Source organism: Ruegeria sp. BHSC276, from assembly GCF_059612945.1.
Genome location: NZ_JBXWRP010000013.1, coordinates 1 through 24,395, shown reverse-complemented (window position 1 = coordinate 24,395; position 24,395 = coordinate 1). Strand labels below are relative to the sequence as shown.

Annotated in this window: 23 protein-coding genes; 17 read left to right on the top strand and 6 right to left on the bottom strand. The window is 65.1% G+C overall.

The window, feature by feature from the left end; translation table 11 throughout:
- Positions 1-52 precede the first annotated feature (52 nt).
- A complete protein-coding gene (locus AC2FMD_RS17575; protein WP_496742496.1) occupies positions 53-805 on the bottom strand; it encodes a hydroxypyruvate isomerase family protein in 753 nt (250 codons plus the stop codon).
- A 180-nt stretch (positions 806-985) separates the two neighbouring features.
- On the opposite strand from AC2FMD_RS17575, the gene AC2FMD_RS17570 reads away from it, so the two are divergent.
- Entirely contained in the window at positions 986-1,924 is a 939-nt protein-coding gene (locus tag AC2FMD_RS17570) for a DMT family transporter (protein WP_496795294.1), read from the top strand.
- On the opposite strand, the gene AC2FMD_RS17565 is transcribed toward AC2FMD_RS17570, so the two are convergent.
- Positions 1,921-2,502 carry a DUF1285 domain-containing protein gene (locus AC2FMD_RS17565; RefSeq protein WP_496742498.1) on the bottom strand — a complete coding sequence of 194 codons (582 nt, stop codon included), beginning with the start codon at positions 2,500-2,502 and terminating at the stop codon, positions 1,921-1,923. The two genes, AC2FMD_RS17570 and AC2FMD_RS17565, sit on opposite strands and share 4 nt — an antisense overlap.
- Before the next feature lie 65 nt (positions 2,503-2,567).
- On the opposite strand from AC2FMD_RS17565, the gene AC2FMD_RS17560 reads away from it, so the two are divergent.
- The 6 genes from AC2FMD_RS17560 to AC2FMD_RS17535 all read left to right on the top strand — a co-directional run bounded on the left by AC2FMD_RS17560 (position 2,568) and on the right by AC2FMD_RS17535 (position 11,992).
- The gene (locus tag AC2FMD_RS17560) at positions 2,568-3,575 is read left to right on the top strand and encodes an AAA family ATPase (RefSeq protein ID WP_496742499.1); all 1,008 of its coding nucleotides are present in this window, start codon (positions 2,568-2,570) and stop codon (positions 3,573-3,575) included.
- Positions 3,572-4,447 (top strand): DUF58 domain-containing protein, encoded by an 876-nt coding sequence (locus AC2FMD_RS17555; RefSeq protein WP_496680059.1) that lies wholly within the window; start codon positions 3,572-3,574, stop codon positions 4,445-4,447. The genes AC2FMD_RS17560 and AC2FMD_RS17555 overlap by 4 nt, the downstream gene beginning before the upstream one ends.
- Complete coding sequence (locus AC2FMD_RS17550; RefSeq protein ID WP_496795293.1) at positions 4,444-7,206, top strand: DUF4159 domain-containing protein; 2,763 nt, start codon at positions 4,444-4,446, stop codon at positions 7,204-7,206. Before AC2FMD_RS17555 ends, AC2FMD_RS17550 begins: the two co-directional genes overlap by 4 nt.
- Positions 7,203-9,245 carry a hypothetical protein gene (locus AC2FMD_RS17545; protein ID WP_496742501.1) on the top strand — a complete coding sequence of 681 codons (2,043 nt, stop codon included), beginning with the start codon at positions 7,203-7,205 and terminating at the stop codon, positions 9,243-9,245. Before AC2FMD_RS17550 ends, AC2FMD_RS17545 begins: the two co-directional genes overlap by 4 nt.
- Before the next feature lie 65 nt (positions 9,246-9,310).
- A complete protein-coding gene (locus AC2FMD_RS17540; RefSeq protein ID WP_496742502.1) occupies positions 9,311-11,521 on the top strand; it encodes a response regulator in 2,211 nt (736 codons plus the stop codon).
- A gap of 9 nt (positions 11,522-11,530) precedes the next feature.
- Positions 11,531-11,992, top strand: coding sequence for a VOC family protein (locus tag AC2FMD_RS17535; RefSeq protein ID WP_496742503.1), 462 nt, complete (start codon positions 11,531-11,533; stop codon positions 11,990-11,992).
- On the opposite strand, the gene yaaA is transcribed toward AC2FMD_RS17535, so the two are convergent.
- The 3 genes from yaaA to AC2FMD_RS17520 form a co-directional block, all read right to left on the bottom strand.
- Complete coding sequence (gene yaaA / locus AC2FMD_RS17530; RefSeq protein ID WP_496742504.1) at positions 11,983-12,753, bottom strand: peroxide stress protein YaaA; 771 nt, start codon at positions 12,751-12,753, stop codon at positions 11,983-11,985. The genes AC2FMD_RS17535 and yaaA overlap by 10 nt on opposite strands.
- 34 nt (positions 12,754-12,787) lie before the next feature.
- On the bottom strand, positions 12,788-14,827 hold the full coding sequence (gene recQ, locus AC2FMD_RS17525) for a DNA helicase RecQ (RefSeq protein WP_496742505.1): 2,040 nt from the start codon (positions 14,825-14,827) through the stop codon (positions 12,788-12,790).
- A gap of 76 nt (positions 14,828-14,903) precedes the next feature.
- Positions 14,904-15,191 carry a YggT family protein gene (locus AC2FMD_RS17520; protein ID WP_005980077.1) on the bottom strand — a complete coding sequence of 96 codons (288 nt, stop codon included), beginning with the start codon at positions 15,189-15,191 and terminating at the stop codon, positions 14,904-14,906.
- 131 nt (positions 15,192-15,322) lie between these two features.
- Here AC2FMD_RS17520 and AC2FMD_RS17515 point away from each other — a divergent pair, with 131 nt between their 5' ends.
- The 10 genes from AC2FMD_RS17515 to smpB all read left to right on the top strand — a co-directional run bounded on the left by AC2FMD_RS17515 (position 15,323) and on the right by smpB (position 23,515).
- Positions 15,323-16,690 carry an MFS transporter gene (locus AC2FMD_RS17515; protein ID WP_496742506.1) on the top strand — a complete coding sequence of 456 codons (1,368 nt, stop codon included), beginning with the start codon at positions 15,323-15,325 and terminating at the stop codon, positions 16,688-16,690.
- Positions 16,687-17,550 (top strand): penicillin-insensitive murein endopeptidase, encoded by an 864-nt coding sequence (gene mepA, locus AC2FMD_RS17510; RefSeq protein ID WP_496742507.1) that lies wholly within the window; start codon positions 16,687-16,689, stop codon positions 17,548-17,550. Before AC2FMD_RS17515 ends, mepA begins: the two co-directional genes overlap by 4 nt.
- A complete protein-coding gene (locus tag AC2FMD_RS17505) occupies positions 17,523-18,407 on the top strand; it encodes an esterase-like activity of phytase family protein (RefSeq protein WP_496742508.1) in 885 nt (294 codons plus the stop codon). Before mepA ends, AC2FMD_RS17505 begins: the two co-directional genes overlap by 28 nt.
- A 91-nt stretch (positions 18,408-18,498) precedes the next feature.
- A complete protein-coding gene (locus AC2FMD_RS17500; RefSeq protein WP_496742509.1) occupies positions 18,499-19,143 on the top strand; it encodes a queuosine precursor transporter in 645 nt (214 codons plus the stop codon).
- 264 nt (positions 19,144-19,407) lie between these two features.
- The gene (gene arfB / locus AC2FMD_RS17495) at positions 19,408-19,827 is read left to right on the top strand and encodes an alternative ribosome rescue aminoacyl-tRNA hydrolase ArfB (RefSeq protein WP_496742510.1); all 420 of its coding nucleotides are present in this window, start codon (positions 19,408-19,410) and stop codon (positions 19,825-19,827) included.
- A gap of 60 nt (positions 19,828-19,887) precedes the next feature.
- Positions 19,888-20,634 carry an SDR family oxidoreductase gene (locus AC2FMD_RS17490; RefSeq protein ID WP_496713699.1) on the top strand — a complete coding sequence of 249 codons (747 nt, stop codon included), beginning with the start codon at positions 19,888-19,890 and terminating at the stop codon, positions 20,632-20,634.
- Between the two features lie 82 nt (positions 20,635-20,716).
- The gene (locus AC2FMD_RS17485) at positions 20,717-21,730 is read left to right on the top strand and encodes a P1 family peptidase (RefSeq protein ID WP_496742511.1); all 1,014 of its coding nucleotides are present in this window, start codon (positions 20,717-20,719) and stop codon (positions 21,728-21,730) included.
- 111 nt (positions 21,731-21,841) lie between these two features.
- On the top strand, positions 21,842-22,255 hold the full coding sequence (locus AC2FMD_RS17480; RefSeq protein ID WP_496713695.1) for a c-type cytochrome: 414 nt from the start codon (positions 21,842-21,844) through the stop codon (positions 22,253-22,255).
- A 187-nt stretch (positions 22,256-22,442) separates the two neighbouring features.
- The gene (gene idi, locus AC2FMD_RS17475) at positions 22,443-22,985 is read left to right on the top strand and encodes an isopentenyl-diphosphate Delta-isomerase (RefSeq protein WP_093964071.1); all 543 of its coding nucleotides are present in this window, start codon (positions 22,443-22,445) and stop codon (positions 22,983-22,985) included.
- Between the two features lie 47 nt (positions 22,986-23,032).
- Positions 23,033-23,515, top strand: coding sequence for an SsrA-binding protein SmpB (smpB, locus tag AC2FMD_RS17470; RefSeq protein WP_496680035.1), 483 nt, complete (start codon positions 23,033-23,035; stop codon positions 23,513-23,515).
- 28 nt (positions 23,516-23,543) lie between these two features.
- Here the strand turns inward: smpB and AC2FMD_RS17465 are convergent.
- Positions 23,544-24,395: FGGY family carbohydrate kinase (locus AC2FMD_RS17465; protein WP_496795292.1), on the bottom strand; the 852-nt coding region annotated here is incomplete at its 5' end.

Below are 24,395 nucleotides of genomic sequence, written 5' to 3'. Positions count from 1 at the left end.
CTTTTCATATGCAGCATTCGAAATGTGATTTCCAGTGCGAAGGCGCACAGGCCTATCGCATCCAGTGCAGAGAGGCGTCGGTGCGCCGGGTCGAGGGCATGTATTCGGCGCTGACCCAGCCGTCATAACCGCTGTCGTCGATTGCTGCGAACAGGGCGGTGAAATCGGTCTCGTCCCGGCCGGGTTCCGACCTGTCGGGGGCCGATCCGATCTGAATATGCACGATCCTGTCGCGGAATCTGTCCCAGACGGCCTGCGCATTGCCATGGATCATCCGGGCATGAAAGCTGTCGAATTGCAGGCCCACATTCTGGCGGTCAATCCGGTCCAGGCACGCGGCGGCCAGATCATAGTCGTTCAGAAAATACTCGGGCTGTGAGACCGGGTTCAGCGGTTCGATCGTGAACTGCTGATGCGGCGCAAAATCCGCGGCCCATTGCAGGTTGCGCACGAAACAGTCCTGCGCGTCCGCCCCCGAGGCATAGCCCGCCATCACATGGATCAGGCCGGGCCTCAACGCCTCGGCATAGCGCAGGACGCGGCGGATGTCGGACTGGAACCGCGCCTCGCCCCCCGGAACGGCCGCATAGCCGGGCTGGCCGCCGGTATAGTTGGGCGGCGGCGCGTTGATCAGTACCAGGTCCAGCCCGTTTGCCAGCAACGCGCGGCGGGTTTCCTTGGCCGCCAAGTCGTAGGGAAACAGGATCTCGACCGCTTTGAACCCTGCATCCGCCGTCGCCTTGAACCGGTCGAGATAGGGCAGCTCGGCAAAGAGCAGCGAGATATTGGCGGCAAATCTGGGCATTGTCCTCTCGGTTTGATGGCGCGCCGACCTTAGTGGCGGGTGGCGTGCAGAGGAAGGGTTTGAAAACGACAATATGTCGAAAATCGGCCAGACCGGCGCGGGCCGATTGTGAAGGGTCGGGGTGTCGCAGCGAATCATTTTCGTGGCGCTGCACCAACAAAAGGGTTGAAACCGATGGCGATGAGTCCGGACCCCGTTCGCGGGCCCAGTTTCACTGCGACCGGTGCGCGGCGATCCGCCCTGTCCGGAAACGGGCTGGCGGTGGCGTCGATGCTGACCTGGGCGGCCGGTTTCCCGGCGGCTGAGATCCTGTTGCAGTCCTGGCCGCCCGTCGCCCTATGGGCAGCGCGGCTGATGCTGGCGGTGGCAGTGATGGTGCCGATCTGGATCTGGATCGACGGACCCGGCGCCGTGCTGCGCGCCCGATGGAGACATGCGGTGCGGGTCGGCGGTTTTGGCCTGGGGCTGGGCATGTTCCTGATCATCCTGGCGCAGAAGCTGACCGACCCGGTGACGGTCGCCATCATCGCCTCGTGCGCGCCGCTGGTGGCCACCCTGCTGGAACTGGCCGCGGGAACCCGTCGCCTGCGCGCGAATTTCGCGCTGGGCGTGGTCGTTTCGATCATCGGCGGGCTGATCGCCACCAGCGCCATCGCGCCGGCGCAGCTTGGGCTGGGTGCGCTCTGCGCGGTCGGGTCCACGACATTGTTCTGCTGGGGCAGCATGGCCACGGCACGCGATTTCCCGGACCTCAGCCAGACCGGCCGCACCACGATCACGCTGGCCGGTGGCGCGATCGTGGCCTCGGTGCTGATCGGACTGGCCAGCCTGGCCGGGTTCGACCTCCGGCCCCAGGGTGCCATCGACACGCAGCAGGCCGGGATGCTGGTCATCTACGCGCTGATATCGCTGGGGCTCAGCCAGGTTCTGTTCATCGCCTCGGTCGGCAAGCTGGGCGTGGCGCTTGCCTCGTTCCACATCAACGTGGCCCCGTTCTATGTGATGGTCATCATGCTGGTGTTGGGAGAAGAGTGGAACTGGACCCGTGCGCTGGGCGCGGCGGTGGTGGCGCTGGCCGTGGTGCTGGCGCAGGACCGGCCCGGGCGGCAGACGGCCTAGCCGTCACCCACCATGTCCGATGGCGCGATGGCAAAGAACTGCCCGCCCGACCAGACGCCGAACTGCCCGTCGTGATGGGTGGCGATGTCCACCAGCCGATAGAAGCTTTTGCGGTCGATCCGCGCCTCGAGGTTCGATCGCACCAAAAAGTAGGGGCTCGGCTCACTCGTTTCGGGGTCGATGACCACCCCGATCGGATGATCCGGCCCGGCCGTCACCGTATCGCCGACATGGGTGGTAAAAGTCAGAACCTGATTCTCGCCCGCGCCGGTCCGGTCGAAATCGACCGCCACAAACGGCGCGTCTTCGACCGTTATGCCGACCTTCTCGACCGGGGTGACCAGGAAATAGGCGTCCCCTTCTTTCTTAAGAATCGAGGAAAAGAGCCTCACAAGCTCGAACCGGGTGATGGGCGACCCTAGATGATACCAAGTGCCATCGCGCGCGATGCGCATGTCCAGATCGCCGCAGAACGGAGGATTCCAGCTGTCGACAGGGGGCAGACCCCGCGGTTTGGCCGCCTTGACCGAGGCCGCCAGACCCTCAGGGGACGGTTTCACAGGATTTTGTCCGCTCATTGTTTTTGCCATTTCCTCGCAGCGCGATACACTTCATCTATACTAAGTCCACGGAAGGGAAAGTCATGACCGAACCTGCCGACCTCGTGTCCGAGATCGAAGCGCTGGAAGCGAAACTGCAACAGGCCAAATCCTCGATCACCCGCCGCTTCATCGGGCAGGAGAGGGTCGTCGACCTGACGCTGACCGCGCTGCTGTGTGGCGGTCATGCCCTGCTGATCGGGCTGCCGGGCCTGGGCAAGACGCGGCTGGTGGAAACCCTGTCCACCGTCATGGGCCTGCATGGCAATCGCATCCAGTTCACCCCCGACCTGATGCCGGCCGACATTCTGGGGTCCGAGGTTCTGGACACCGCCGAGGATGGCAGTCGCCATTTCCGATTCATTCCCGGCCCGATCTTCTGTGAACTCTTGATGGCGGACGAGATCAACCGCGCCAGCCCGCGTACCCAGTCGGCGCTGCTGCAGGCGATGCAGGAACGCAGGGTGACCGTCGCGGGCGAGGATCGCGCGTTGGGCGTGCCGTTCCACGTTCTGGCCACCCAGAACCCGATCGAACAGGAGGGCACCTATCCGCTGCCCGAGGCCCAGCTGGACCGTTTCCTGGTGCAGATCGACGTGAACTATCCCGACCGCCAGACCGAGCGTGACATCCTGCTGGCCACCACCGGCGTGGCCGAGGAGGAAGCGCACCAGATCTTCACCAAGGAAGAATTGCTGGCCGCGCAGGTTCTGCTGCGCCGGATGCCGGTGGGCGAGTCGGTGGTCGAACTGATCCTTGATCTGGTGCGCGCGTTCCGCCCCGAAGAACCCGGCGTGTCCGAGCGCGTGTCCGAGACCGTCGCCTGGGGCCCCGGTCCGCGCGCGGCGCAGGCACTGATGATGACGGTGCGGGCGCGGGCGATGCTGCAGGGCCGGCTGGCCCCCAATGCCGAAGATGTGCTGGACATGGCGCGCCCGGTGCTGAGCCACCGGATGGCGCTGAACTTCGCCGCGCGGGCGCGCGGTGACAGCCTGGCCGACCTGATCGAAACCACCGCGGCCGGGCTTGTCCGGGCCGAGGCGGCCGCGTGAACGCGGTCCGCACCCTTCGCGAAAGATCCGAGGCCGAGGCGTCCCGGCTGCCGCCGCTGTTGGCGCGGGCCGAACACCTGGCCGGAACCGTGCTGCTGGGTGATCACGGCCGGCGGCGTTCGGGGTTGGGCGATGATTTCTGGCAATACCGACCGGCCCAGATCGGCGACAGCCGGCGGATGATCGACCATCGCCGCTCGGCCCGCGGCGATCAGCAATATGTGCGCGAACGCGAATGGCAGATCGCGCAGTCGATCATGCTGTGGGTCGATCAGGGTGCCTCGATGCGCTTTGCGTCCGACAAATCCCTGCCCACCAAGGCCGACCGGGCCCGCCTGCTGGGGCTGGCCACGGCGATCCTGCTAGTGCGCGGGGGCGAGCGTGTGGGTCTGACCGGAACCACCCTGCCGCCCCGGCGCGGCAATGCCCAGATCATCCGGCTGGCGCAGGCCCTGTCCGAAGATACCGAGGCCGACTACGCCCCGCCCGAACACCGCGCCATGATCCCCCATGCCCGCGCCGTGTTCATCTCTGACTTCCTCGGTCCGCTGGACGAGGTCGAACTGGCCCTGACCAAGGCCGCCGATCGCGGCGTGCGTGGCGTGTTGCTGCAGGTTCTGGACCCGGGCGAGGAGAGCTTCCCCTATCGCGGGCGCACCATCTTCGAAAGCGTCGGCGGCACGGTCCGGCACGAGACCCTCAAGGCCGGAGACCTGCGCGATCGCTATCTGGCGCGGCTGGCGCGACGCAAGGATGACCTGACCCGCCTGTGCCGGGTGACTGGCTGGCAACTGGGCCTGCACCACACCCAAGACAGCGCGCAGGCGGCCCTGTTGTGGCTTTATCGTGCGCTGGACGGAGGGGCGCGATGACAGTTCTGGCGGGCATCGGCTTTACCGCGCCGTGGGTGTTGCTGGGTCTGCTGACCCTGCCGATCCTTTGGCTGATCCTGCGCGCCGTGCCGCCCGCGCCGATCCGACGGCTGTTCCCGGCGGTGACCCTGTTGCTGGGCCTGAAGGACGACGAGAGCGTATCCGACCGCACTCCGTGGTGGCTGTTGCTGCTGCGCATGCTGGCGGCGGCGGCAATTATTGTCGGTCTGGCCGGCCCGGTGCTGAACCCGTCGCGCGACGAAACTGGATCGGGGCCATTGCTGCTGGTGCTGGATGCCAGCTGGGCCGGGGCCACGCGCTGGCCCGCCACACTGGATCAGATCGACGCGCAGCTGACCGAAGCCGGACGGGCCGGGCGCCCGGTCTCGATCCTGCGCCTGACCGAGCCGGAACCGCCCGTCTTCCAGACCGCCGAGGCCTGGCGCAACCGCCTGCCCGGGCTGGTTCCGCAGCCGTGGCAGCCGGACGCGGCGCAGATCGAGCAGGCGTTGGCCGACTTGGCGGGGGTCGAGGGCAGGTTCGACGCGCACTGGTTCACGGACAAGCTGGACTATCCGGGCCGCGAAACCCTACTGTCTGCGCTGCAGGCGCGGGGCGCGGTCACGGTCTATCGCGCGGCGGCGCCGACCCTGGCGCTGCTGCCGGCCACCTATCAGGATGGGGCGATCCGGCTGACCGCGGTGCGCGCCACACCCGGACCGGCGCAGACCGTCACCATCAATGCACAGGGGCGCGACCCGGCGGGCGTGATGCGCCTGCTGCAATCGGTTGAGGTCAGCTTCGACAGCGGCACGACCCAGGCGCAGGCCGATCTGGCGTTGCCGTCCGAACTGCGCGCCCGCATCACTCGGTTCGAGCTGCAGGGCCAGCGGTCGGCCGGGGCGGTGTCGTTGACCGATGACAGCCTGCGCCGGCGCGAGGTCGCCCTGATCGCCGGAACCGTCAACCGCGAGGGGCTGGAGCTGCTTTCGCCACTGCACTACCTGACGCAGGTGCTGATCCCCACTGCCGATTTCGTCGAGGGCGGGCTGGCCGAGGTTCTGCCTGCCAACCCGGATGTGATCGTGCTGGCCGATGTGGCCAAGCTGACCCCCGCCGAACAGGCCGGATTGGTCGAATGGGTCGAACAGGGCGGGCTGCTGCTACGCTTTGCCGGTCCGCACATGGCGGCCAGTGATCTGGGCCGCGATGCCGAAGACGTCCTGCTGCCGGTGCGGCTGCGCAGCGGTGGCCGCTCGGTCGGCGGCGCGATGAGCTGGGGCGAAGCCAAGGGGTTGGCGCCTTTCCAGGAAGGCTCGCCCTTTTACGGGTTGCGCATCCCCGACGATGTGACCGTCAGCACCCAGGTGATGGCGCAGCCCGACCCGAACCTGGCCGACCGGGTGATCGCCGCGCTGTCGGATGGCACGCCGCTGGTGACGCGCAAGCCGCTGGGCCTGGGTCAGGTGGTGCTGTTCCATGTCACCGCCGATGCCGAATGGTCGACCCTGCCGCTGTCGGGCCTGTTCGTCGAAATGCTCGACCGGCTGGCCGTGGCCTCGGCCGCCAAGACGCGGCAGGTCGAACAGCTGCAAGGCACCACGTGGGAGCCGATTCAGGTGATGGACGGGTTCGGAACCCTGTCCGACGCGGGCAATCTGGCCGGTGTCGATGGCCCCGCGCTGGTGTCCGGCGCATTGGGGCCCGACCTGCGCCCGGGTCTGTATGAAAGCGGCAAGCAGAAGCTGGCCCTGAACGTGCTGACCGAGGACAGTACGCTGCGCCCGATAAGCTGGCCTGCGGATGTGCCCATCAAGGGGCAGGAGGTCAGTGCCGAGACCCCGATCGGGGGTCTGCTGCTGAGCCTCGCCCTGATCCTGCTGGCGGTTGACGTTGTGGCCTCGCTGGCGCTGTCGGGGCGTCTGGGGCTGGCGCGGGCGGCGGCGGTGGCGCTGGGCGCGGTTCTGATCGTACCGCAGGCGAAGGCGCAGACGCCGGAAGAGACCGAATTCGCCCTGCGGGCGACCAAGGAATTGGTGCTGGCCCATGTCCTGACCGGCAATGCCCAGGTCGATGATGTCGCCCATGCCGGGTTGCGCGGCCTGTCGCAGACCCTGACCTATCGCACATCCGTCGAACCGGCCGAGCCCATGGGTGTGGACCTCGAACGTGACGAACTGGCCTTCTTCCCGCTGCTCTACTGGCCGATCACACCGGATCAGCCCCAGCCCTCGGCTGAGGCTTATGCCAGACTGAACGCCTATCTGCGATCGGGAGGGATGATCCTGTTCGACACGCGCGATGCCGACATCGCCGGGTTCGGCGCCGCCAGTCCCAATGGGCGCAAGCTGCAGCAGCTGGCGACTCCGCTGAATATCCCTGCGTTAGAGCCTGTTCCGCGCGATCACGTCCTGACCCGAACCTTCTATCTGTTGCAGGATTTCCCAGGGCGCTATGCCGGAACCGAGATCTGGGTCGAGGCCGCGCCCCCAGACGCTGAACAGATCGAAGGCATGCCCTTCCGCAACCTCAACGATAACGTCACTCCGGTGGTGATTGGTGGCAACGACTGGGCCGGGGCCTGGGCAATCGACCGGAACGGGCAGGCGTTGCTGCCGGTCGGGCGCGGCTATGCCGGAGAACGCCAGCGCGAGCTGGCCAACCGGTTCGGCGTCAATCTGGTCATGCACGTGCTGACCGGGAATTACAAATCCGATCAGGTGCACGTGCCTGCTCTGCTTGACAGGTTGGGCCAATGACCGGTTCCGTCATCTTTGACCCGCTGATCCCGTGGCCCGCTCTGGTCGCCATTGGTTCGATCGCTTTGGCCGCGACGGTCCTGGCGCTGTGGCGCGGGCTGTCGGGCTGGGCGTTGCGCGGTCTGGCGGCGCTGGTACTTTTGGCGGCCTTGTCCGGCCCGGTCTACCAGATCGAGGACCGCGCTCCGCTGACCGACATCGTGCTGATGATCGAGGATGAAAGCGCCAGCCAAACCCTATCTGACCGCGCCGAACAGACCACGCAGACCGCCGAGGCCCTGGCTGCCGAGATCGAGGCCCGCGACAACACCGAACTGCGCCGCATCACCGTGGGCGACGGCGACGGGGACGAAGGCACTCAGGTCATGGCAGCGCTGAATGCGGCGCTGGCCGAGGAACCCCGCGCCCGCATCGCCGGTATTCTGATCCTGTCGGACGGCATCGTGCATGACGTCGATCAGGCCCCGGATCTGCCCGCGCCGATGCACCTGTTGCAGACCGGTCGCGCGCAGGATTGGGACCGCCGCCTGATCGTGCGCAACGCCCCCGCCTTTGCCATCATCGGCGAGCCGGTCACGCTGACCCTGCGGGTCGAAGACAGCGGCGCCGCGCCCGCCGGTGCAGTCTCGGCCCCGTTGGAAATTGCCGTGGACGGTGGCGAGCCGCAGCAATTCAGCATCCCGATCGGCGTGGATGTCGAGCTGCCGGTGACCCTGCCCCATGGCGGGCGCAACGTCATCCAGTTCACCGTTCCGCAGGCTGATGGCGAACTGACCGACCGCAACAACACTGCCTTGATCCAGATGAACGGGGTGCGCGATCGGCTGCGCGTTCTGCTGGTCTCGGGCTCGCCGCATCCGGGCGGGCGCACCTGGCGCAATCTGCTGAAATCCGACAGCTCGGTCGACCTTGTGCATTTCACCATTCTTCGCCCGCCCGAGAAACAGGACGGGGTTCCGGTGGACGAACTGTCGCTGATCGCATTCCCCACGCGTGAGCTGTTTCTCGAGAAGATCAACGATTTCGACCTGATCATCTTTGACCGCTACAAGCGGCGCGGCATCCTGCCGGCGATCTACCTGGACAACGTGACCAACTATATCAATGACGGCGGGGCGGTGCTGATCGCGGCCGGGCCGGATTTCGCGACCGCCGACAGCATTTTCCGCTCACCCCTGTCCGCGATCCTGCCCGCACAGCCCACGGCCCGCGTGATCGAGGACCGCTATGTGCCCACGGTGACCGACCTGGGTCAGCGGCACCCTGTGACCTCCGATCTGGGCGAGGACGGTGAATGGGGCGCATGGCTGCGGCAAATCGACGTCCAACAACGCGCGGGCGAGGTGTTGATGACCGGGGTCGACGACCGGCCGCTGCTGGTGCTGGACCGGGTGGGTGAAGGGCGCGTGGCGCTGCTGGCCTCGGATCACGCCTGGCTGTGGAGCCGCGGATACGAGGGCGGTGGCCCGCAACTGGAACTGCTGCGCCGTCTGGCTCACTGGATGATGAAGGAACCCGAGCTCGAGGAAGAGGCGCTGTGGGCCGAGGCCAACGGTCAGTCGATGCGCATCATCCGCCAGACCCTGAACGAAGAGGTCGGCCCCGTCACCGTCACCCGCCCCAATGGCGAAACGCTCGAGGTGCCGCTGCGCGAGATGTCGCCCGGCCGGTTCGAGGCGCAGTATTTCGGCCCAGAGATCGGCCTCTACCGCTTGCAGGAAGGGGACCTGACTGCCGTGATCGGCCTGGGCCCGGCCGCGCCGCGGGAATTCGAGCGCACAATCGCCACCCCCGAGATTCTTGCGCCGGTCATGGCGGCCATGCGCGGCGGTGCGATCCGTGTCGAGGACGGGCTGCCGGCCATCCGCAACGTGCGCTCGGGACGCCCGGCGGCCGGACGCGGCTGGATCGGGCTGACCCCGCGCGAGGCGTATGAAACCCGCGACGTGACTCAGGCGGGCCTGCTCCCGCCCTGGCTGGTTCTGCTGCTGGCGGGGGGCTTTCTGTTGGCCGGCTGGCTGCGTGAGGGGCGTGGCTGAGGCGTTTTAAACAGATTTTCACGCTCTGCCGGAATCCTGTGTCCGAACGGACCGGGAAAATAACAATGAGCCTTGCTGAAAAACTGGCACAGGAACGGCGCGCGCGGTTGGCGGCCGAACGCATGTTGGCATTGAAACAGGCCGAATTGTCATCGGCCAATCAAAAGCTGGGTGAATACGCCCTGGCGCTGACCAAGCGGATCGGCGAAACCCAGGCCGAGGTTGCGACCGTTCGGGACGAGAATGAAAGGGTCAAATCCGACCTGACCATCGCACATGCCAAGATCGAAGTGGCCGAGCGCCGCCTGTGGCATTCGATCCAGACCATTCAGGACGGGTTCGCATTCTTTGACGGCAATGATCGCCTGATCAGCGCCAATACCGCCTATCTGAGCGTATTTGAAGGGCTGGATGAGGTCGCGCCAGGCGTCTCGTATCAACGCATACTCGATCTGCTGACCGACGAGGGGATCATCATCATCGCCGACGAAGAGGCCGAGACGTGGAAAGCCCGTATGCGGCGGCGCTGGGCCCGGATGGCCCCTCCGCCCGAGGTGATCCAGCTGTGGAACGGGCAGTACATCAAGCTGATCGACCAGCGTGGGCAAGGGGGCGACGTGGTCAGCCTGGCGCTGAACATCACCGCCTCGGTCCAGCACGAGACGCAGTTGCAGGCCGCGCGCGACAAGGCCGAGGCAGCCAACCGGGCCAAGTCGGCCTTTCTGGCCAACATGAGCCACGAAATTCGAACCCCGATGAACGGCATCGTCGGGATGACCGACCTGTTGTCGGAAACCCCGATGAACGACGAACAGCGGCTCTATGTCGATACGATCCGCGCCTCGGGCGAGGCGTTGCTGGTCATCATCAACGACGTTCTGGACTATTCCAAGATCGAGGCCGACAAGCTTGAACTGCATCCCGAGAAATTCGACCTGGAACGTTGCATCCTCGAGGTCGCGACGTTGCTGCAACCCACGGTGCGCGACAAGGGTCTGACCCTTCTGGTCGACTACGACCTGTTTCTACCCACGCTGTTCGTGGGCGATCCGGGCCGGGTGCGGCAGGTCCTGACCAACCTGGTCGGAAACGCGGTCAAGTTCACGCCCCAGGGGCATGTGCTGATCCGGGTCACCGGGGTGCCGAATGCCGAACGGAAGACTTGCGACATCCACGTCGCGATCGAGGATACGGGCATCGGGATTCCGCCCGACAAGATCGACCACATCTTCGGCGAGTTCAACCAGATCGAGGACGCCAAATCCCGCGAGTTCGACGGCACTGGGCTTGGGCTGGCCATCAGCAAGCGGCTGATCACGATGATGGGCGGCGCCATCTGGGTTGAAAGCGATCCTGGCAAAGGGTCCTGTTTCGGGTTCCGCCTGACGCTGCCCACCGTCGAGGGCGCGCAGCCCGTTCCGCCGCCGGATCTTGCGGACCGGCTGAAACATGTCGTCCTGGTCGAGGATCTTGCCGTCAACCGGGCGATTCTGGGCAAGCAGCTGCGACGGCTCGGGGCCGAGGTGACGGACTGCGCCACCGGCACCCAGGCCTTGTCGGCGATGCAAGGGTCGGTGGATCTCGTGCTGTGCAACCATGATCTGCCCGACATGGATGGGTTGGAACTGGCGGCGACGTTGCGCAGCCGGGGCTGGGACAAGGTGCCGATCGTGCTGATTTCGGCGAATCCGGGCATCATTCATGCTGACCCCAACCACCACCTGATCCAGGGCGTTCTGAAGAAGCCGATCCCGCGGGCTGAACTGTTCTCGCGCCTGATGGATTTGGGGGGTGGGGTATTGCCGCGACCCAGAGCGGCGGACTTTGCCACTGCCCCGGTGCGCATGGCGAGCGGGAAACGACGTCTCATGCGGGTTCTGGCCGCCGAGGACAACCGGACAAACCAGCTGATCCTGACGAAAATGACCAAGGGCCTGAACATCGAGCTACGGCTGGCGGCCAACGGGCTCGAGGCGATCGCGGCCTATGACGAATTCGAACCCGACCTGATTTTCATGGATATTTCGATGCCGAAGATGGACGGCAAGCAGACGACCGAGGAAATACGGCGCAAAGAGATCGGAACGGGCCGGCACGTCCCGATCGTGGCCCTGACGGCCCATGCGATGATGGGCGACAGAGAAAATATCCTTGCGGCGGGTTTGGATCATTTTCTGACCAAGCCCCTGCAGAAGAAGCTGATCTGCGAAATGATCCAGGCGCATTGCCCGACGGGTGCTCAACCCATCATTGTCGAGCCAGCCGGTGCGGTTTAGGCGGGCGCCATGTCACAGGAACGAGGTTTTCGCCCCCGCGCCTTGGGCGAAATTGCAATACGCTGCGCCGACATGGCAGCGATGGTTGACTTCTATGAAAATGTCATCGGGCTGACCCGCCTGCATGGCGGTCATGATAGGGCGATCGCATTCTTTCGGATTGCAGAAGGGTTCGACGGGCACACACAGGTTTTGGCGCTGTTTCACCATGGGGCAGCGCCGCGGTCGGGTTTTCACCCCACTGCTGCCGACAAACCCATGACTGGGGCGCAATCGTCGCTGCACCATATCGCCTTGTCTCTTCCGTTTGCGGAACAGGAGGTCGTCATGCGCTGGTATGATCAAATCGGCCAGCCCTATCGCGTCGAACGGTTCGGCTGGATCGGTTGGTGCGGCGTGTTTACCACGGACCCCGAGGGCAACACGGTCGAGCTGGTGGCGTATGACGCCTCGATGCTGGATCAGGCCTGATAGGGGCGCACGAATACCGGTTTGTCCGGTTCCGACAAATCAGACCGATACACATAGCCGCCGGTGTCGAAATCCTGCAGGCTCTCCGGATCGGTCAGTCGGTGTTGAATGATGTACCGCGCCATTGAGCCGCGAGCCTTCTTGGCGAAAAAGCTGACGATCTTGGGCACGCCGCCTTTGTCCTCCATGAAGACCGGGGTGATGACCCGCAGTTTCAGGGCCGTGGGATCGACTGCGCCGAAATATTCCTGGCTGGCGCAGTTCACCAGCGTATCGGTGCCCAGTGCCTCGGCCTGCGCGTTCAGCGCCTTGCTTAGCTGGTCGCGCCAGTAGTCATACAGGTTCTTGCCGCGTCGGGTTTTCAGCCGGCTGCCCATTTCCAGCCGATAGGGCTGAATGGCGTCCAGCGGGCGCAGCAGGCCATAAAGCCCCGACAGGATACGCAGATGATCCTGCGCCCAGGCCAGTTCGTCGGCGTCCAACGACGCCGCCTCGAGCCCCTGATAAGTGTCGCCGGCAAAGGCCAGCGCGGCCGGGCGGGTGGCTTCGGGCTGCGGCGCGTCGGCAAAGGCGCGGAACCGGTCGCGGTTCAGCCGGGCCAGATCGTCGCTGAGGCTCATCAGCTTTTTCAGATCCCCCAGCGTCAGGTTGCGCGCGGTTTTCGCCAGCCGGATCGCATCGTTCTGAAAATCGGGCTGGGTCGGTGTCACGTCCCGCTCTGCCCAGTCCAGCCGCTTGGCCGGAGAGATCACCACCAGCATGTCTGCCCCCTTTTTCGTGCCTGCCCGTCGATACCTAGCCCGCCGCGCGCAGCACGTCCAGAAATGCGGCGGCGAAACGTTCGGCGCGGCGGTCGCCCAGAATCTGCTCCAGCGCGCGTTCGTCGCAAGGGCGCATCTGCGCCACCTTGGCCAGTTGCGCGGCAGAGCAGCTCAGCGGCTTGTCGATCCCGTGCGGGCCTCGGGCCAGCTGCGCCTGCACCTCGAGCAGTCGGTCGTAGATATCGCCCTGTTCGCGCCCTGCCAGCTTGCGGCGCGCCGGATGCAGCGCCTGCGCCTCGCCCGCGATCACCTCAAGGAAGGTATCGCCATAGCGGTCAAGCTTTTTCGCGCCAACACCGCCGATCCGGGCCATCTCGTCCAGCGTCATGGGGCGTTTTTCCGCCATCTCGATCAGCGTGCGGTCGGGAAAGATGACATAGGCGGGCACGCGGGCGGCCTCGGCCAGCGCGCGGCGCTTGGCCTTGAGCGCCGAAAGCAGGGGCGCGTCTTCCTCTGAAACCATCATCTTGACCGCGGGCCGCCGGGTGGCCTTGCGCAGCGTATCCTTGCGCAGGGTGATCTGCGCCTCGCCCTTCAGGATCGGCTTGGCGGCCTCGGTCATGCGCAGCGCGCCGTGGCGTTCGGGGTCGGGGCGCACCAGGTCGTGGCCCATCATCTGTCGGAAGATCGCCTGCCATTGCGGGCGCGACCAGTCCTTGCCAATGCCGTAGGTGGGCAATTCGTCATGCCGCCGCGCGCGGATCTTGTCGGTGTCGTTGCCCAAGAGGATGTCGATCAGGTGCCCCGAACCAAACCATTCCTCGGTGCGCAGGATTGCCGAAAGGGCCATGCGCACAGGCGTGGTGCCGTCGAACAGCTCGGGCGGGCTGTCGCACAGGTCACATTTGCCGCAGGGCTCGGCCTGTTCCCCGAAATAACCCAGCAGAGTCTGGCGGCGGCAGTGCAGCGCCTCGGCCAGACCCAGCAGCGCGTTCAGACGGGCATGGTCGGCGGCGCGGCGTTCAGGTGGGGCCAGACCCTCGTCGATCTGGCTGCGGCGCAGGCGGATGTCGTCGGGGCCGAACAGGGTCAGGGTCTCGGCCGGCCCGCCGTCGCGGCCGGCGCGGCCGATTTCCTGGTAATAGGCCTCGATCGATTTCGGCAGGTCCGCATGGGCGACCCAGCGGATGTCGGGCTTGTCGATGCCCATGCCGAAAGCCACGGTGGCCACCACGATCAGCCCGTCCTCGCGCGCGAAGCGGGTTTCGACGATGCGGCGGTCCTCGGCCTCCATCCCGCCGTGATAGTGGCAGGCGCTGTGGCCTTGTTCGCGCAGGGCCTGCGCCAGCACTTCGGTCTTGTTGCGGGTGCCGCAATAGACGATGCCCGACTGGCCCCGGCGTGCGTCGGCGAAATCCAGGATCTGCTTGCGCGGGCTGTCCTTGGCGGCGAAGGCCAGGTGGATGTTCGGGCGGTCAAAGCCACGCAGGAACTTGCGCGGGGGCTTGCCGTCGAACAGTTTCTCGACGATTTCGTCTTGCGTTTCCGCGTCCGCCGTGGCGGTGAAGGCGGCCAGCGGCACGTCCAGCGCGCGCCGCAGCTCTCCGATCCGCAGGTAGTCGGGGCGGAAATCATGACCCCACTGGCTGACGCAATGGGCCTCGTCCACGGCGATCAGGCTGACATTGATCCGCCGCAGCATCCCCAGCGCCGAGCCCGCCGCCAGCCGTTCGGGCGCCATGTAGAGCAGCTTCAGCCGCCCGGCCTCGAGCGCCTCCCACACGGCGTCGGTTTCCTCGGGCGTGTTGCCCGAGGTCAACGCACCAGCCTCGACACCGGCCTCTTGCAGCCCTCGCACCTGGTCGCGCATCAGCGCAATCAGCGGCGAGATCACCACGGTGACCCCGTCGCGCAGCAGGGCAGGTAGCTGATAACACAGGGATTTGCCGCCCCCGGTGGGCATGATCGCCAGCACGTTCTCGCCGGCGGTCACGGCATCGACGATCTCTTCCTGCCCGGGGCGGAACTCATCGAATCCAAAGACATCTCGCAGCAGAGGCGCGGCGTCGAACATGTGCGGGGGTGCCCTGTTTCAAGATTTGACTGCTCTTGAACGGACAATCACACAGTCGGAATCGGGGAACAAGAGGTCAGTAGAAATAGACCGCGTTGTTGATGAGGATGATCCGCAGCGCATAGACCCCGATCAGCACCACCAGCGGCGTCAAGTCCAGACCGCCCATGTTGGGCAGAATGCGGCGGATCGGGCCATAGATCGGCTCGAGCAGGCGGTTCAGGCCGTACCAGATCTGGGCGACCAGCTGTTGATGCAGGTTCAGGACCTGGAAGTTGATCAGCCAGCTCATGATCACATGGGCCAGGATGATGAACCAGACGATGTCCAGGATCAGCAGCAGGATTTGGATCAGCGACAGCATGGGCACCTCGTTTTCCGTACGGGCTGAGACCTAAGTGCCCGGGCGGCAATAGGCAAGCCCGCAGTCACAGAACGCTTGCGAAATGGCCCGAAGGCCCGTCTTATGAAATCAAAAGCAGGCAAGGGGCAGAGATGGCAGAGATTTCCAAGCGCAGGCGCATCTGGGGCTGGTGGTTTTTCGACTGGGCCAGCCAGCCGTATCACACCCTGTTGGTGACCTTTGTCTTTGGCCCTTATTTCGCCGGCGTTGCGGCTGAATATTATGCAACCGCAGGGATGGATGCCGACGCTGCCGCCGCGCAGGCGCAGACGGTCTGGGCCAACTGCCTGACGATCACCGGGCTGATTATCGCTTTCGGCGCGCCGCTGTTGGGGGCCATGGCCGATGTCTCGGGGCGGCGCATCCCATGGATCTTTGCCTTTTCCGTGATGTATGCCGTGGGGTCTGCGGCGCTGTGGTTCACGCTGCCGGACGGGTCGAACATGTGGCTGATGCTGTCGGCCTTCGGTCTGGGCTTCGTGGGGGCGGAATACGCGCTGATCTTCATCAACTCGCAATTGCCCGATCTGGGTGATGACAACGAGGTGGGCGAGATCTCGGGCTCGGGCTTTGCCTTCGGCTATTTCGGCGGGCTGATTTCCCTGGCGATCATGCTGGCGCTGTTCGTCGAGCAGCCCAACGGCAAGACGCTGATCGGGATGGAGCCGCTGTTCGGGCTGGACGCCGGCGCGCGCGAGGGCACGCGCTTTGTGGGGCCGTTCACCGCCGGGTGGTTCATCCTGTTCATGGTCCCGTATTTCCTGTGGGTTCGCGACGATCCGGCAGCCGACAAAAAGGGCAGCGTATCCGAAGCGCTGCGCCTGCTGGGAAAATCCGTGGCCGCTCTGCGGTACCGGGTCAGCCTGGCCAGCTATCTGGGGTCATCGATGTTCTACCGGGATGCGCTGAACGGGCTGTACAGTTTCGGCGGCGTCTATGCGCGGCTGGTGCTGGAGTGGGACCTGATCAAGATCGGCATCTTCGGCATCATCAGCGTGCTGGCTTCGGCGGTCTTCGCCTGGATCGGCGGCAAGCTGGACCGGAAATTCGGCCCCAAGCCGGTGATCCTGACTGCGATCTGGGTCTTGATCCTGGTTTGCACCACCATCGTGTCGATGGACCGGTCGCAGATCTTCGGGATCGCCCTGCCCCAAGGGTCGGGCCTGCCGGACATTGTGTTCTTTGGCTGCGGCATCCTGATCGGCGGGATGGGTGGCATTCTGCAATCGGCCAGCCGGTCGTTGATGGTGCGCCACACCGACCCGACCGCCCCGGTCGAGAGCTTTGGTCTTTATGGTCTGTCGGGCCGCGCCACCGCTTTTGCGGCGCCATTGATGATCGGAATTGCAACAACCGCGACCGGCAGTGCGCGGTTGGGGGTGTCTCCGATCGTCGGGTTGTTTATTCTGGGATTGTTCCTAATGCGCTGGGTCAAACCGGAAGGGGATCAGAGCAGATGATTTCATTACGTTTTTTGGTATTTTTGGCAGGAATTGCGCTGGCCGGAGCGGCTGGGGCCCAACCGCTGGCCAAGCAGTTGTTCGGGGCTCAGAAGTACAGTTCGCAACAAAAGCCGGCCGCTTTCGGCAGTTATTCGCGCGGATGCGCGGCCGGATCGGTGCAACTGCCCGAGACCGGACCCACCTGGCAGGCGATGCGCCTGTCGCGCAACCGCAACTGGGGCCATCCGCAAGCCATCGACTTCGTGCAGGACCTCAGCCGTTTTGCGGCAAAGCAACCGGGATGGAACGGGCTGTATATCGGGGATATCAGCCAGCCGCGGGGCGGGCCGATGACCTCGGGCCACCGCAGCCACCAGCTGGGCCTGGACATCGACATTTGGATGCTGCCCGGTGACAACATGCGCCTGTCGCGCAAGGCGCGCGAGAATATCTCGTCAATCTCCTTGCGCCGCGCGAACGGCGCCTATGTGAATGGCAACTGGACAAAACAGCACCACGCCATCCTGCGCGAGGCGGCCAAGGACAAACGCGTGGCCCGCATTTTCGTGTTTCCGGGTGCCAAGGTGCAGATGTGCAAGGACGAGACCGGCAACCGTGCCTATCTGCGCAAGATTCGACCCTGGTGGGGGCATCATTATCACTTCCACGTTCGGCTGAACTGCCCGCGCGGTTCGCGCGGTTGCGTCAATCAGGATCCGCCTCCCAAGGGCGACGGCTGCGCTGAGGCCGAACAGTGGGTGCGCAACATCTTGAACCCGCCGCCGCCCGACCCCAACGCGCCGCCTCCGAAGAAACGGCGTGAATATGTTCTGGCGGATCTGCCCCAGCAATGCGCCGCCGTCTTGCAGTCCAACTGATCGCCAGCCTGTTTCTGGCCGGTTCCGCCTGGGCGGTCGAAGTCAAATCGGCCGAATATCTGGGCAGCTTTGCATGGCGCGCCAGCCATGACTGGTTCGGCGGTTTCTCTGCCATCCATGTCTCGGAGGATGGGCAGCAGGCCTGGGTGCTGAGCGACCGGGCCATGCTGGTATCGGCCCGCCTCGACCGGGATGGCGATCGGATCGCCGGGGTGCGCATCGTGTATCATGAACCGCTGAAGTCCAGCCGCGGGCGGGCGCTGCGCGGCGGTGTCGGCGATTCCGAGGGGCTGGCGCTGGCGCCCGACGATAGCTTCTACATCTCGTTCGAAGGTGTGCATCGCGTGGCCCACTACGCAACGCCAAAGGCCCGCGGCCGCGTTCTGCCGCGACCTGCTGAGTTCGACGGGCTGGAGCGGAACGGTTCGTTCGAAGGTCTGGCCATCGACGCGCAGGGCCGCCTGTACACGCTGCCCGAGAAAAGCCGAACGGCAAATGGCGACATCCCGGTCTATCGCTGGAACGGGCGCGCCTGGTCCACCCCCTTCGTCCTGCCGCAACGGGGCCGCTTTCTGCCGGTGGCCGCCGATTTCGGCCCGGACGGGCGGTTCTACGTGCTGGAACGCGCGGTGGCTCTGATCGGGTTCCGGTCGCGGCTGCGTCGGTGGCAGGTCGACGGTGATACACCCACGGCCGAAGAAACCCTGTTTCAGACGGCAACCGGAACCCATGACAACCTCGAGGGGCTGTCCGTCTGGCGCGACGGGCAGGGGCGGATGCGGGCCACGATGATCTCGGATGATAATTTTCTGGCGCTGCAACGCACCGAACTGGTCGAATATCTGCTGCCGGATTGACACGGGCCGATCCCGGGCCTAAAAGCGCGGCTTGCTTTGGGAAACCCCCGGGGCCAAGTCGCCGCTACCTTGTCAAAACGGGCATCAGAACATGCAACGCAGCTTTTTCCCCGGCATTCTTGCCATGGCCGCCATCGTCGTGGCCTCGAACATCCTGGTCCAGTTCCTGATCTTTGACGGGCTGCTGACCTGGGGTGCCTTCACCTATCCGCTGGCCTTTCTTGTCACCGACATCATGAACCGCGTCTATGGCGCGGGTCCGGCCCGCAAGGTCGTGTTTGCCGGCTTCGTCACCGGCGTGATCTGCTCGCTGATCGGCAGCCAGATCATGCTGCAGGGCGACGGGTTTACCTACGCCGCCGTGCCGTTGCGCATCGCCGTGGCTTCGGGAACCGCGTTCCTGATCGCGCAGCTGACCGACGTCACCGTGTTCAACGCCATGCGCGAAGGCCGCTGGTGGCGCGCGCCGTTGGTGTCCACACTGGTCGGATCGGCGCTGGATACCGCGATCTTCTTCACCATCGCCTTCTCGGCCTCGGTGACCTTCTTCGGTGCCGAAGCGGATGCGGCCATCAACTGGGCGTGGGAGCCCGTGCCCTTCATGCTGTCGGGCCCCGAGGCGCCCCTGTGGGTGACGCTGGCCTTTGCCGACTGGCTGGTGAAGCTGTCGCTGGCCCTGGTCGCGCTGATCCCCTTCAAGATGATCGTCGCGCGCCTGACCGCACAGCCCGCGTAAAAAAAACGCTTTGAGAATGGCACAAGTTGTGTCACCATCCTTTTCAACCGCAACAGATAGAAAAGGAGGTGATCCAGTGTCGAGAAAGAGATTGGAGAGAGGTGTCGGAACAACCGGGGGGACCGCCTGCTAGGGCAGCCCTTGGCGGAGCGCGCGCTCCGGCTGGTCGATTGATCTAACCGACCCGACCTCCTGAACTTTCGAAGGGCCGTCCCGCCGGGGCGGCCCTTTCTGTTTTCGGGTGACGCCTGTAAGGTCACGCCCATGCTGCGCATCACCGATGATATCACCCTGTACGATTGGGAAATGACCGAGAGCTTCATCCGCGCCTCGGGTCCCGGTGGGCAGAACGTCAACAAGGTCTCGACTGCGGTCGAGCTGAGGTTCGAGGCCGCGCGCTCGCCCTCGCTGCCCGATCCGGTCAAGGTGCGGCTGAAACGGCTGGCCGGGCGGCGCTGGACCAAGGATGGCGCGATAATCATCCAATGCGACGAGACCCGCAGCCAGGCCCGCAACCGCGAGATCGCCCGCGCCCGTCTGGCCGAGTTGATCGGCAAAGCGCTGGTCAAACCCAAGCGACGGATCGCGACGAAACCCACCTACGGCTCGGTCAAGCGACGACTGGCGGCGAAAAAGGCCCGGTCCGACGTCAAGGTGCTGCGCGGCAAGGTGGCGGAAGATTGATCTAGCATCTTTCCCTGCCGTTGCTAGTCTGACCGCGACAAGAGGCAGGGAGGCAAGGCCATGAGGCTGGAGGGAAAAACCGCAATCGTGACCGGCGGCGCATCCGGGTTCGGGGCCGGGATCGTACAGAAGTTCCTGACCGAGGGCGCACGGGTGATGATCGCCGACATCAACGGGGATGCCGCGCGTCACATGGCGGCAACGCTGGGCCCTCTGGCCGACCACCGCCAGGTGGATGTCTCCGACGGCGACTCGGTCCAGGCGATGTCGGATGCGGCGCTGGGACTCTACGGCCATCTGGACATCCTGGTGAACAATGCCGGTGTGACCCACCTGCCGACGCCGCTGGAGGAGGTCAGCGAAGAAGATTTCGACCGCGTCTATCGCGTGAACATGAAGTCGGTCTTTCTGACCGCGCGGACGCTGGTGCCGCATATGAAATCGCGCGGGTCGGGGGCGATCCTGAACGTCGCCTCGACCGCCGGATTGTCGCCGCGCCCGAACCTGAACTGGTACAACGCCTCAAAGGGCTGGATGATCACCGCGACCAAGACCATGGCGGTCGAGCTGGCCCCGTCCGGTGTGCGCGTGAACGCGATCTGCCCGGTGGCGGGGGAAACGCCTCTACTGAAATCCTTCATGGGCGAGGACACGCCCGAAATCCGCGCCAGGTTCTTGTCGACTATCCCGTTGGGCCGGTTCTCGACCCCGCAGGACATGGGCAACGCCGCCTGTTTCCTGTGCTCGGACGAGGCCAGCATGATCACCGGCGCCGCGCTTGAGGTGGACGGCGGCCGCTGCATCTGACTGCCCCTTCATCTGGCCCAAAATATCCCCGCCGGAGGCAGCGCGCACCGGCGCGCTTTCCCGCAGTAAAGGACAAACCCAAATGACCCCCGGACCCAGAAACCTGATCACCGACATACCCGGCCTGCTGGTGGGCAACGCTCAGGACGCGGCCCTGAAATCAGGTGTCACGGTCCTGACCGGGGATCAGCCCTTGCGGGCCTCGGTGCATGTGATGGGGGGCGCCCCCGGCACGCGCGAGACCGATCTGCTGGCGGCCGACAAAACCGTCGATCGCGTGGATGCGATCGTGCTTTCGGGTGGCTCGGCCTTCGGGCTGGATGCCTGTTCGGGCGTGATGGACGGGCTGCATGCCCAAGGTCGTGGGTTTCAGGTAGGGTCGGCCGTGGTGCCGATCGTACCCGGTGCGATTCTGTTCGACATTCTGAACGGCGGCGACAAGGCGTGGGGTGAAAACCCGTACCGCGCTTTGGGCCGGGCCGCATTTGACGCCGCGGCGGAGACGTTCGATCTGGGCAGCGCCGGGGCCGGAACCGGCGCGCTGACGGCCATGTGCAAGGGCGGGCTGGGCTCGGCTTCGGCGATTTTGCCGGGCGGCGTGACCGTGGGTGCACTGGTTGCGGCCAACCCGTTGGGCAGCGTCACCACCCCGGGCGACCAGCATTTTTGGGCCGCCCCGTTCGAGATCGGGGCCGAGTTCGGCGGGCTGGGGCCGGATGCGGCGTCCGGTCTGGGGGTTCCCGCGCCCAGCCGCAAGGCCCGAGCAATGGGCCATCCCCCGCCCGACAAGGCCAACACGACCATCGCCATCGTCGCCACTGATGCGGCCCTGACCAAACCGCAGTGCCAGCGCATGGCTGTGGCCGCCCATGACGGTATCGCCCGCGCCATCCTGCCCGCCCACACGCCGGGCGACGGTGACTTGGTGTTCGGCGTCAGCACGGGGCGGACCCCTTCGGCCGATGTTGATCTGGCTCTGCTGGGCCACGCCGCTGCCCTGTGCCTGACCCGCGCCATAGCGCGCGCGGTCTACCATGCGAAACCGGCGCCAGGCGACCTTCTGCCGTGCTGGTCGGACCTGAAAAGCACGCCTTGAAAATAGCCCTTTCGAATGCGTCAGGTCACCGCCGCGCGTCAAATTGCGCATTGACTTCGCGCGGGTTTGCTACTGGTTAAAGGGCAGCCAATTCTTATCGGAGCAACGCCAATGAAACGTATCATCGCGACTGCCATCGTCGGCCTGATGGCCGTGCCGGCCCTGGCCGAAGGCGACGCCGAAGCCGGCGCCAAGACCTTCAACAAGTGCAAGTCCTGCCACATGATCGCAACACCCGAGGGCGAGACGATCGTCAAGGGCGGCAAGACCGGGCCGAACCTGTACGGTATCGCGGGCCGTACCGCCGGCGCCGAGGAAGGCTTCAAATACGGCGCCAGCCTGGTTGCGGCCGGTGAAAAAGGCCTGGTCTGGGACGAGGAAAGCTTCGTCGCCTATGTTCAGGACCCCAAGGCGTTCCTGAAAGACTACCTGGGTGAAACCTCGGCCAAGTCGAAGATGACCTTCAAGTTGAAAAAGGGTGGCGAAGACGTCTTTGCCTATCTGCAAAGCGTTTCTGCCGAATAAGCCGTACTTGCCAAAAAACCGGAACAAGTACAAAAGGCCGCAGCCCTGCGGCCTTTCGTGCGCTTGATTGAAACGTCGATCATCGCCAGATTCGTCGCGGACCAACAACGCTGCGCCCGACCCACCAGCGCATCGCGCCCAGTCGCCGATGCCGCCAGAGCGACGCAGTCACATCAGGAGAGGACAGATGGGAATCATGATCCCGGCTTGGGTTCATGGCGAGCTGACACCCGTGGACAAGCTGGAAGCCCACGAAAAGGGGCTCAAGCACAAGGCGGTCTCGGTCTTCGTCGTGCGGGGCACCGAGATTCTGATGCAGCGTCGCGCGCTGGGCAAATATCACACGCCCGGCCTGTGGGCGAATACCTGTTGCACCCATCCCGACTGGGACGAAAACTCCTCGGACTGCGCCGTGCGCCGTCTGCGTGAGGAGTTGGGCATCACCGGGCTGTATCCTGAATACCGGCACCGGCTGGAATATCATGCGGATGTCGGCAACGGGATGGTCGAGAACGAGGTCGTGGACGTGTTCCTGGCGCATGTGCGCGGGCCGCTGAAGATCGAGCCCAATCCCGACGAGGTGATGGAGATCCGCTGGATCGACTATCACGATCTGCTGGCCGAAGTGCGCCGTCATCCCGAACGGTTCACCCCGTGGCTGAAGATCTACCTGCACAACCACGCTGACACGATCTTTGGCCCCGACCTGATCATCTCGGCCAAATCCTAACGCGCCCATCTTGCAAGGGCTGACGAAGCCGCATACATCACGGCGTCATGGCCAAGCAAAAGCAGAAGACAGACCCCAATTACAAGGTGATCGCCGAAAACCGGCGGGCCCGCTTCGATTACGCGATCGAAGAGGATATCGAGTGCGGCATCGTGCTGGAAGGGTCCGAGGTCAAGTCTCTGCGCGCGGGCGGGGCGAACATCGCCGAAAGTTATGCCGCTGTCGAGGATGGCGAACTGTGGTTGATCAACAGCTACATCGCGCCCTACGAGCAGGCCAAGGCGTTCAAGCACGACGAGCGCCGCCGGCGCAAGTTGCTGGTCTCCCGCAAGGAGCTGTCGAACCTGTGGGCCGCCACCCAGCGCAAGGGCATGACGCTGGTGCCGCTGGTTCTGTATTTCAACCACAAGGGCCGGGCCAAACTGAAGATCGGCATCGCCAAGGGCAAGAAGATCCACGACAAGCGCGAAACTCAGGCCAAGCGCGACTGGTCGCGCCAGAAACAGCGTCTGCTGAAGGATCACGGCTGACCCGGGCTGCGCCGCGGGTCAGAGTGGATCAGAATGCCATGGTGGCCTGCACCGCCCGTTTCCAGCGCGCATAGGCCGCTTCGCGGTCAGCCTCGGGCAGGATCGGTTCGAACCGTTGGTCCAGCGCCCAGGTGTCGGCAAATCCGGCCTGATCGGGATAGACCCCGGCCTTCATCCCCGCCAACCAGGCCGCGCCCAGCGCCGTGGTTTCCTGCATCACCGGCCGGTCGACCGGCGCGCCCAGGATGTCCGACAGACCCTGCATCGCCCAGTCGGACGCGCTCATCCCGCCATCGACCCGCAGGATCACGTCCGCGTCGGCGCCCCAATCGCCCTGCATCGCGTGCCACAGGTCGCGGGTCTGGAAGGCGATGCTTTCCAGCGTGGCCCGTGCGATCTCGGCCCGACCCGAGTTGCGGGTCAGACCGAACATGGCGCCGCGGCAGTCGGGCTTCCAATAGGGCGCACCCAGCCCGGTGAAGGCGGGCACCAGCACGACATGCTGGTTGGGGTCGGACTGCGCGGCCAGTTCGCCGCTTTGCGGGGCCGAGTCGATGATCTGCAGCGCGTCGCGCAGCCACTGCACCGCCGCGCCCGCGATGAAGATCGAGCCTTCCAGCGCATAGGTCCGCTGACCGTCCAGCTGATAGGCGATGGTGGTCAGCAGGCGGTTCTTAGACTCCACCGGCTGCGTGCCGGTGTTCAGCAGCGCAAAACAGCCCGTGCCATAAGTGGATTTCATCATGCCCGGCTGGAAACAGGCCTGCCTGATCGTGGCGGCCTGCTGGTCACCGGCCACGCCCAGAATCGGGATCGCCCCGCCAAACAGGCTGGTCTGGCCGAAATCGGCCGCGCAGTCGTGCACCTCGGGCAGCATCGA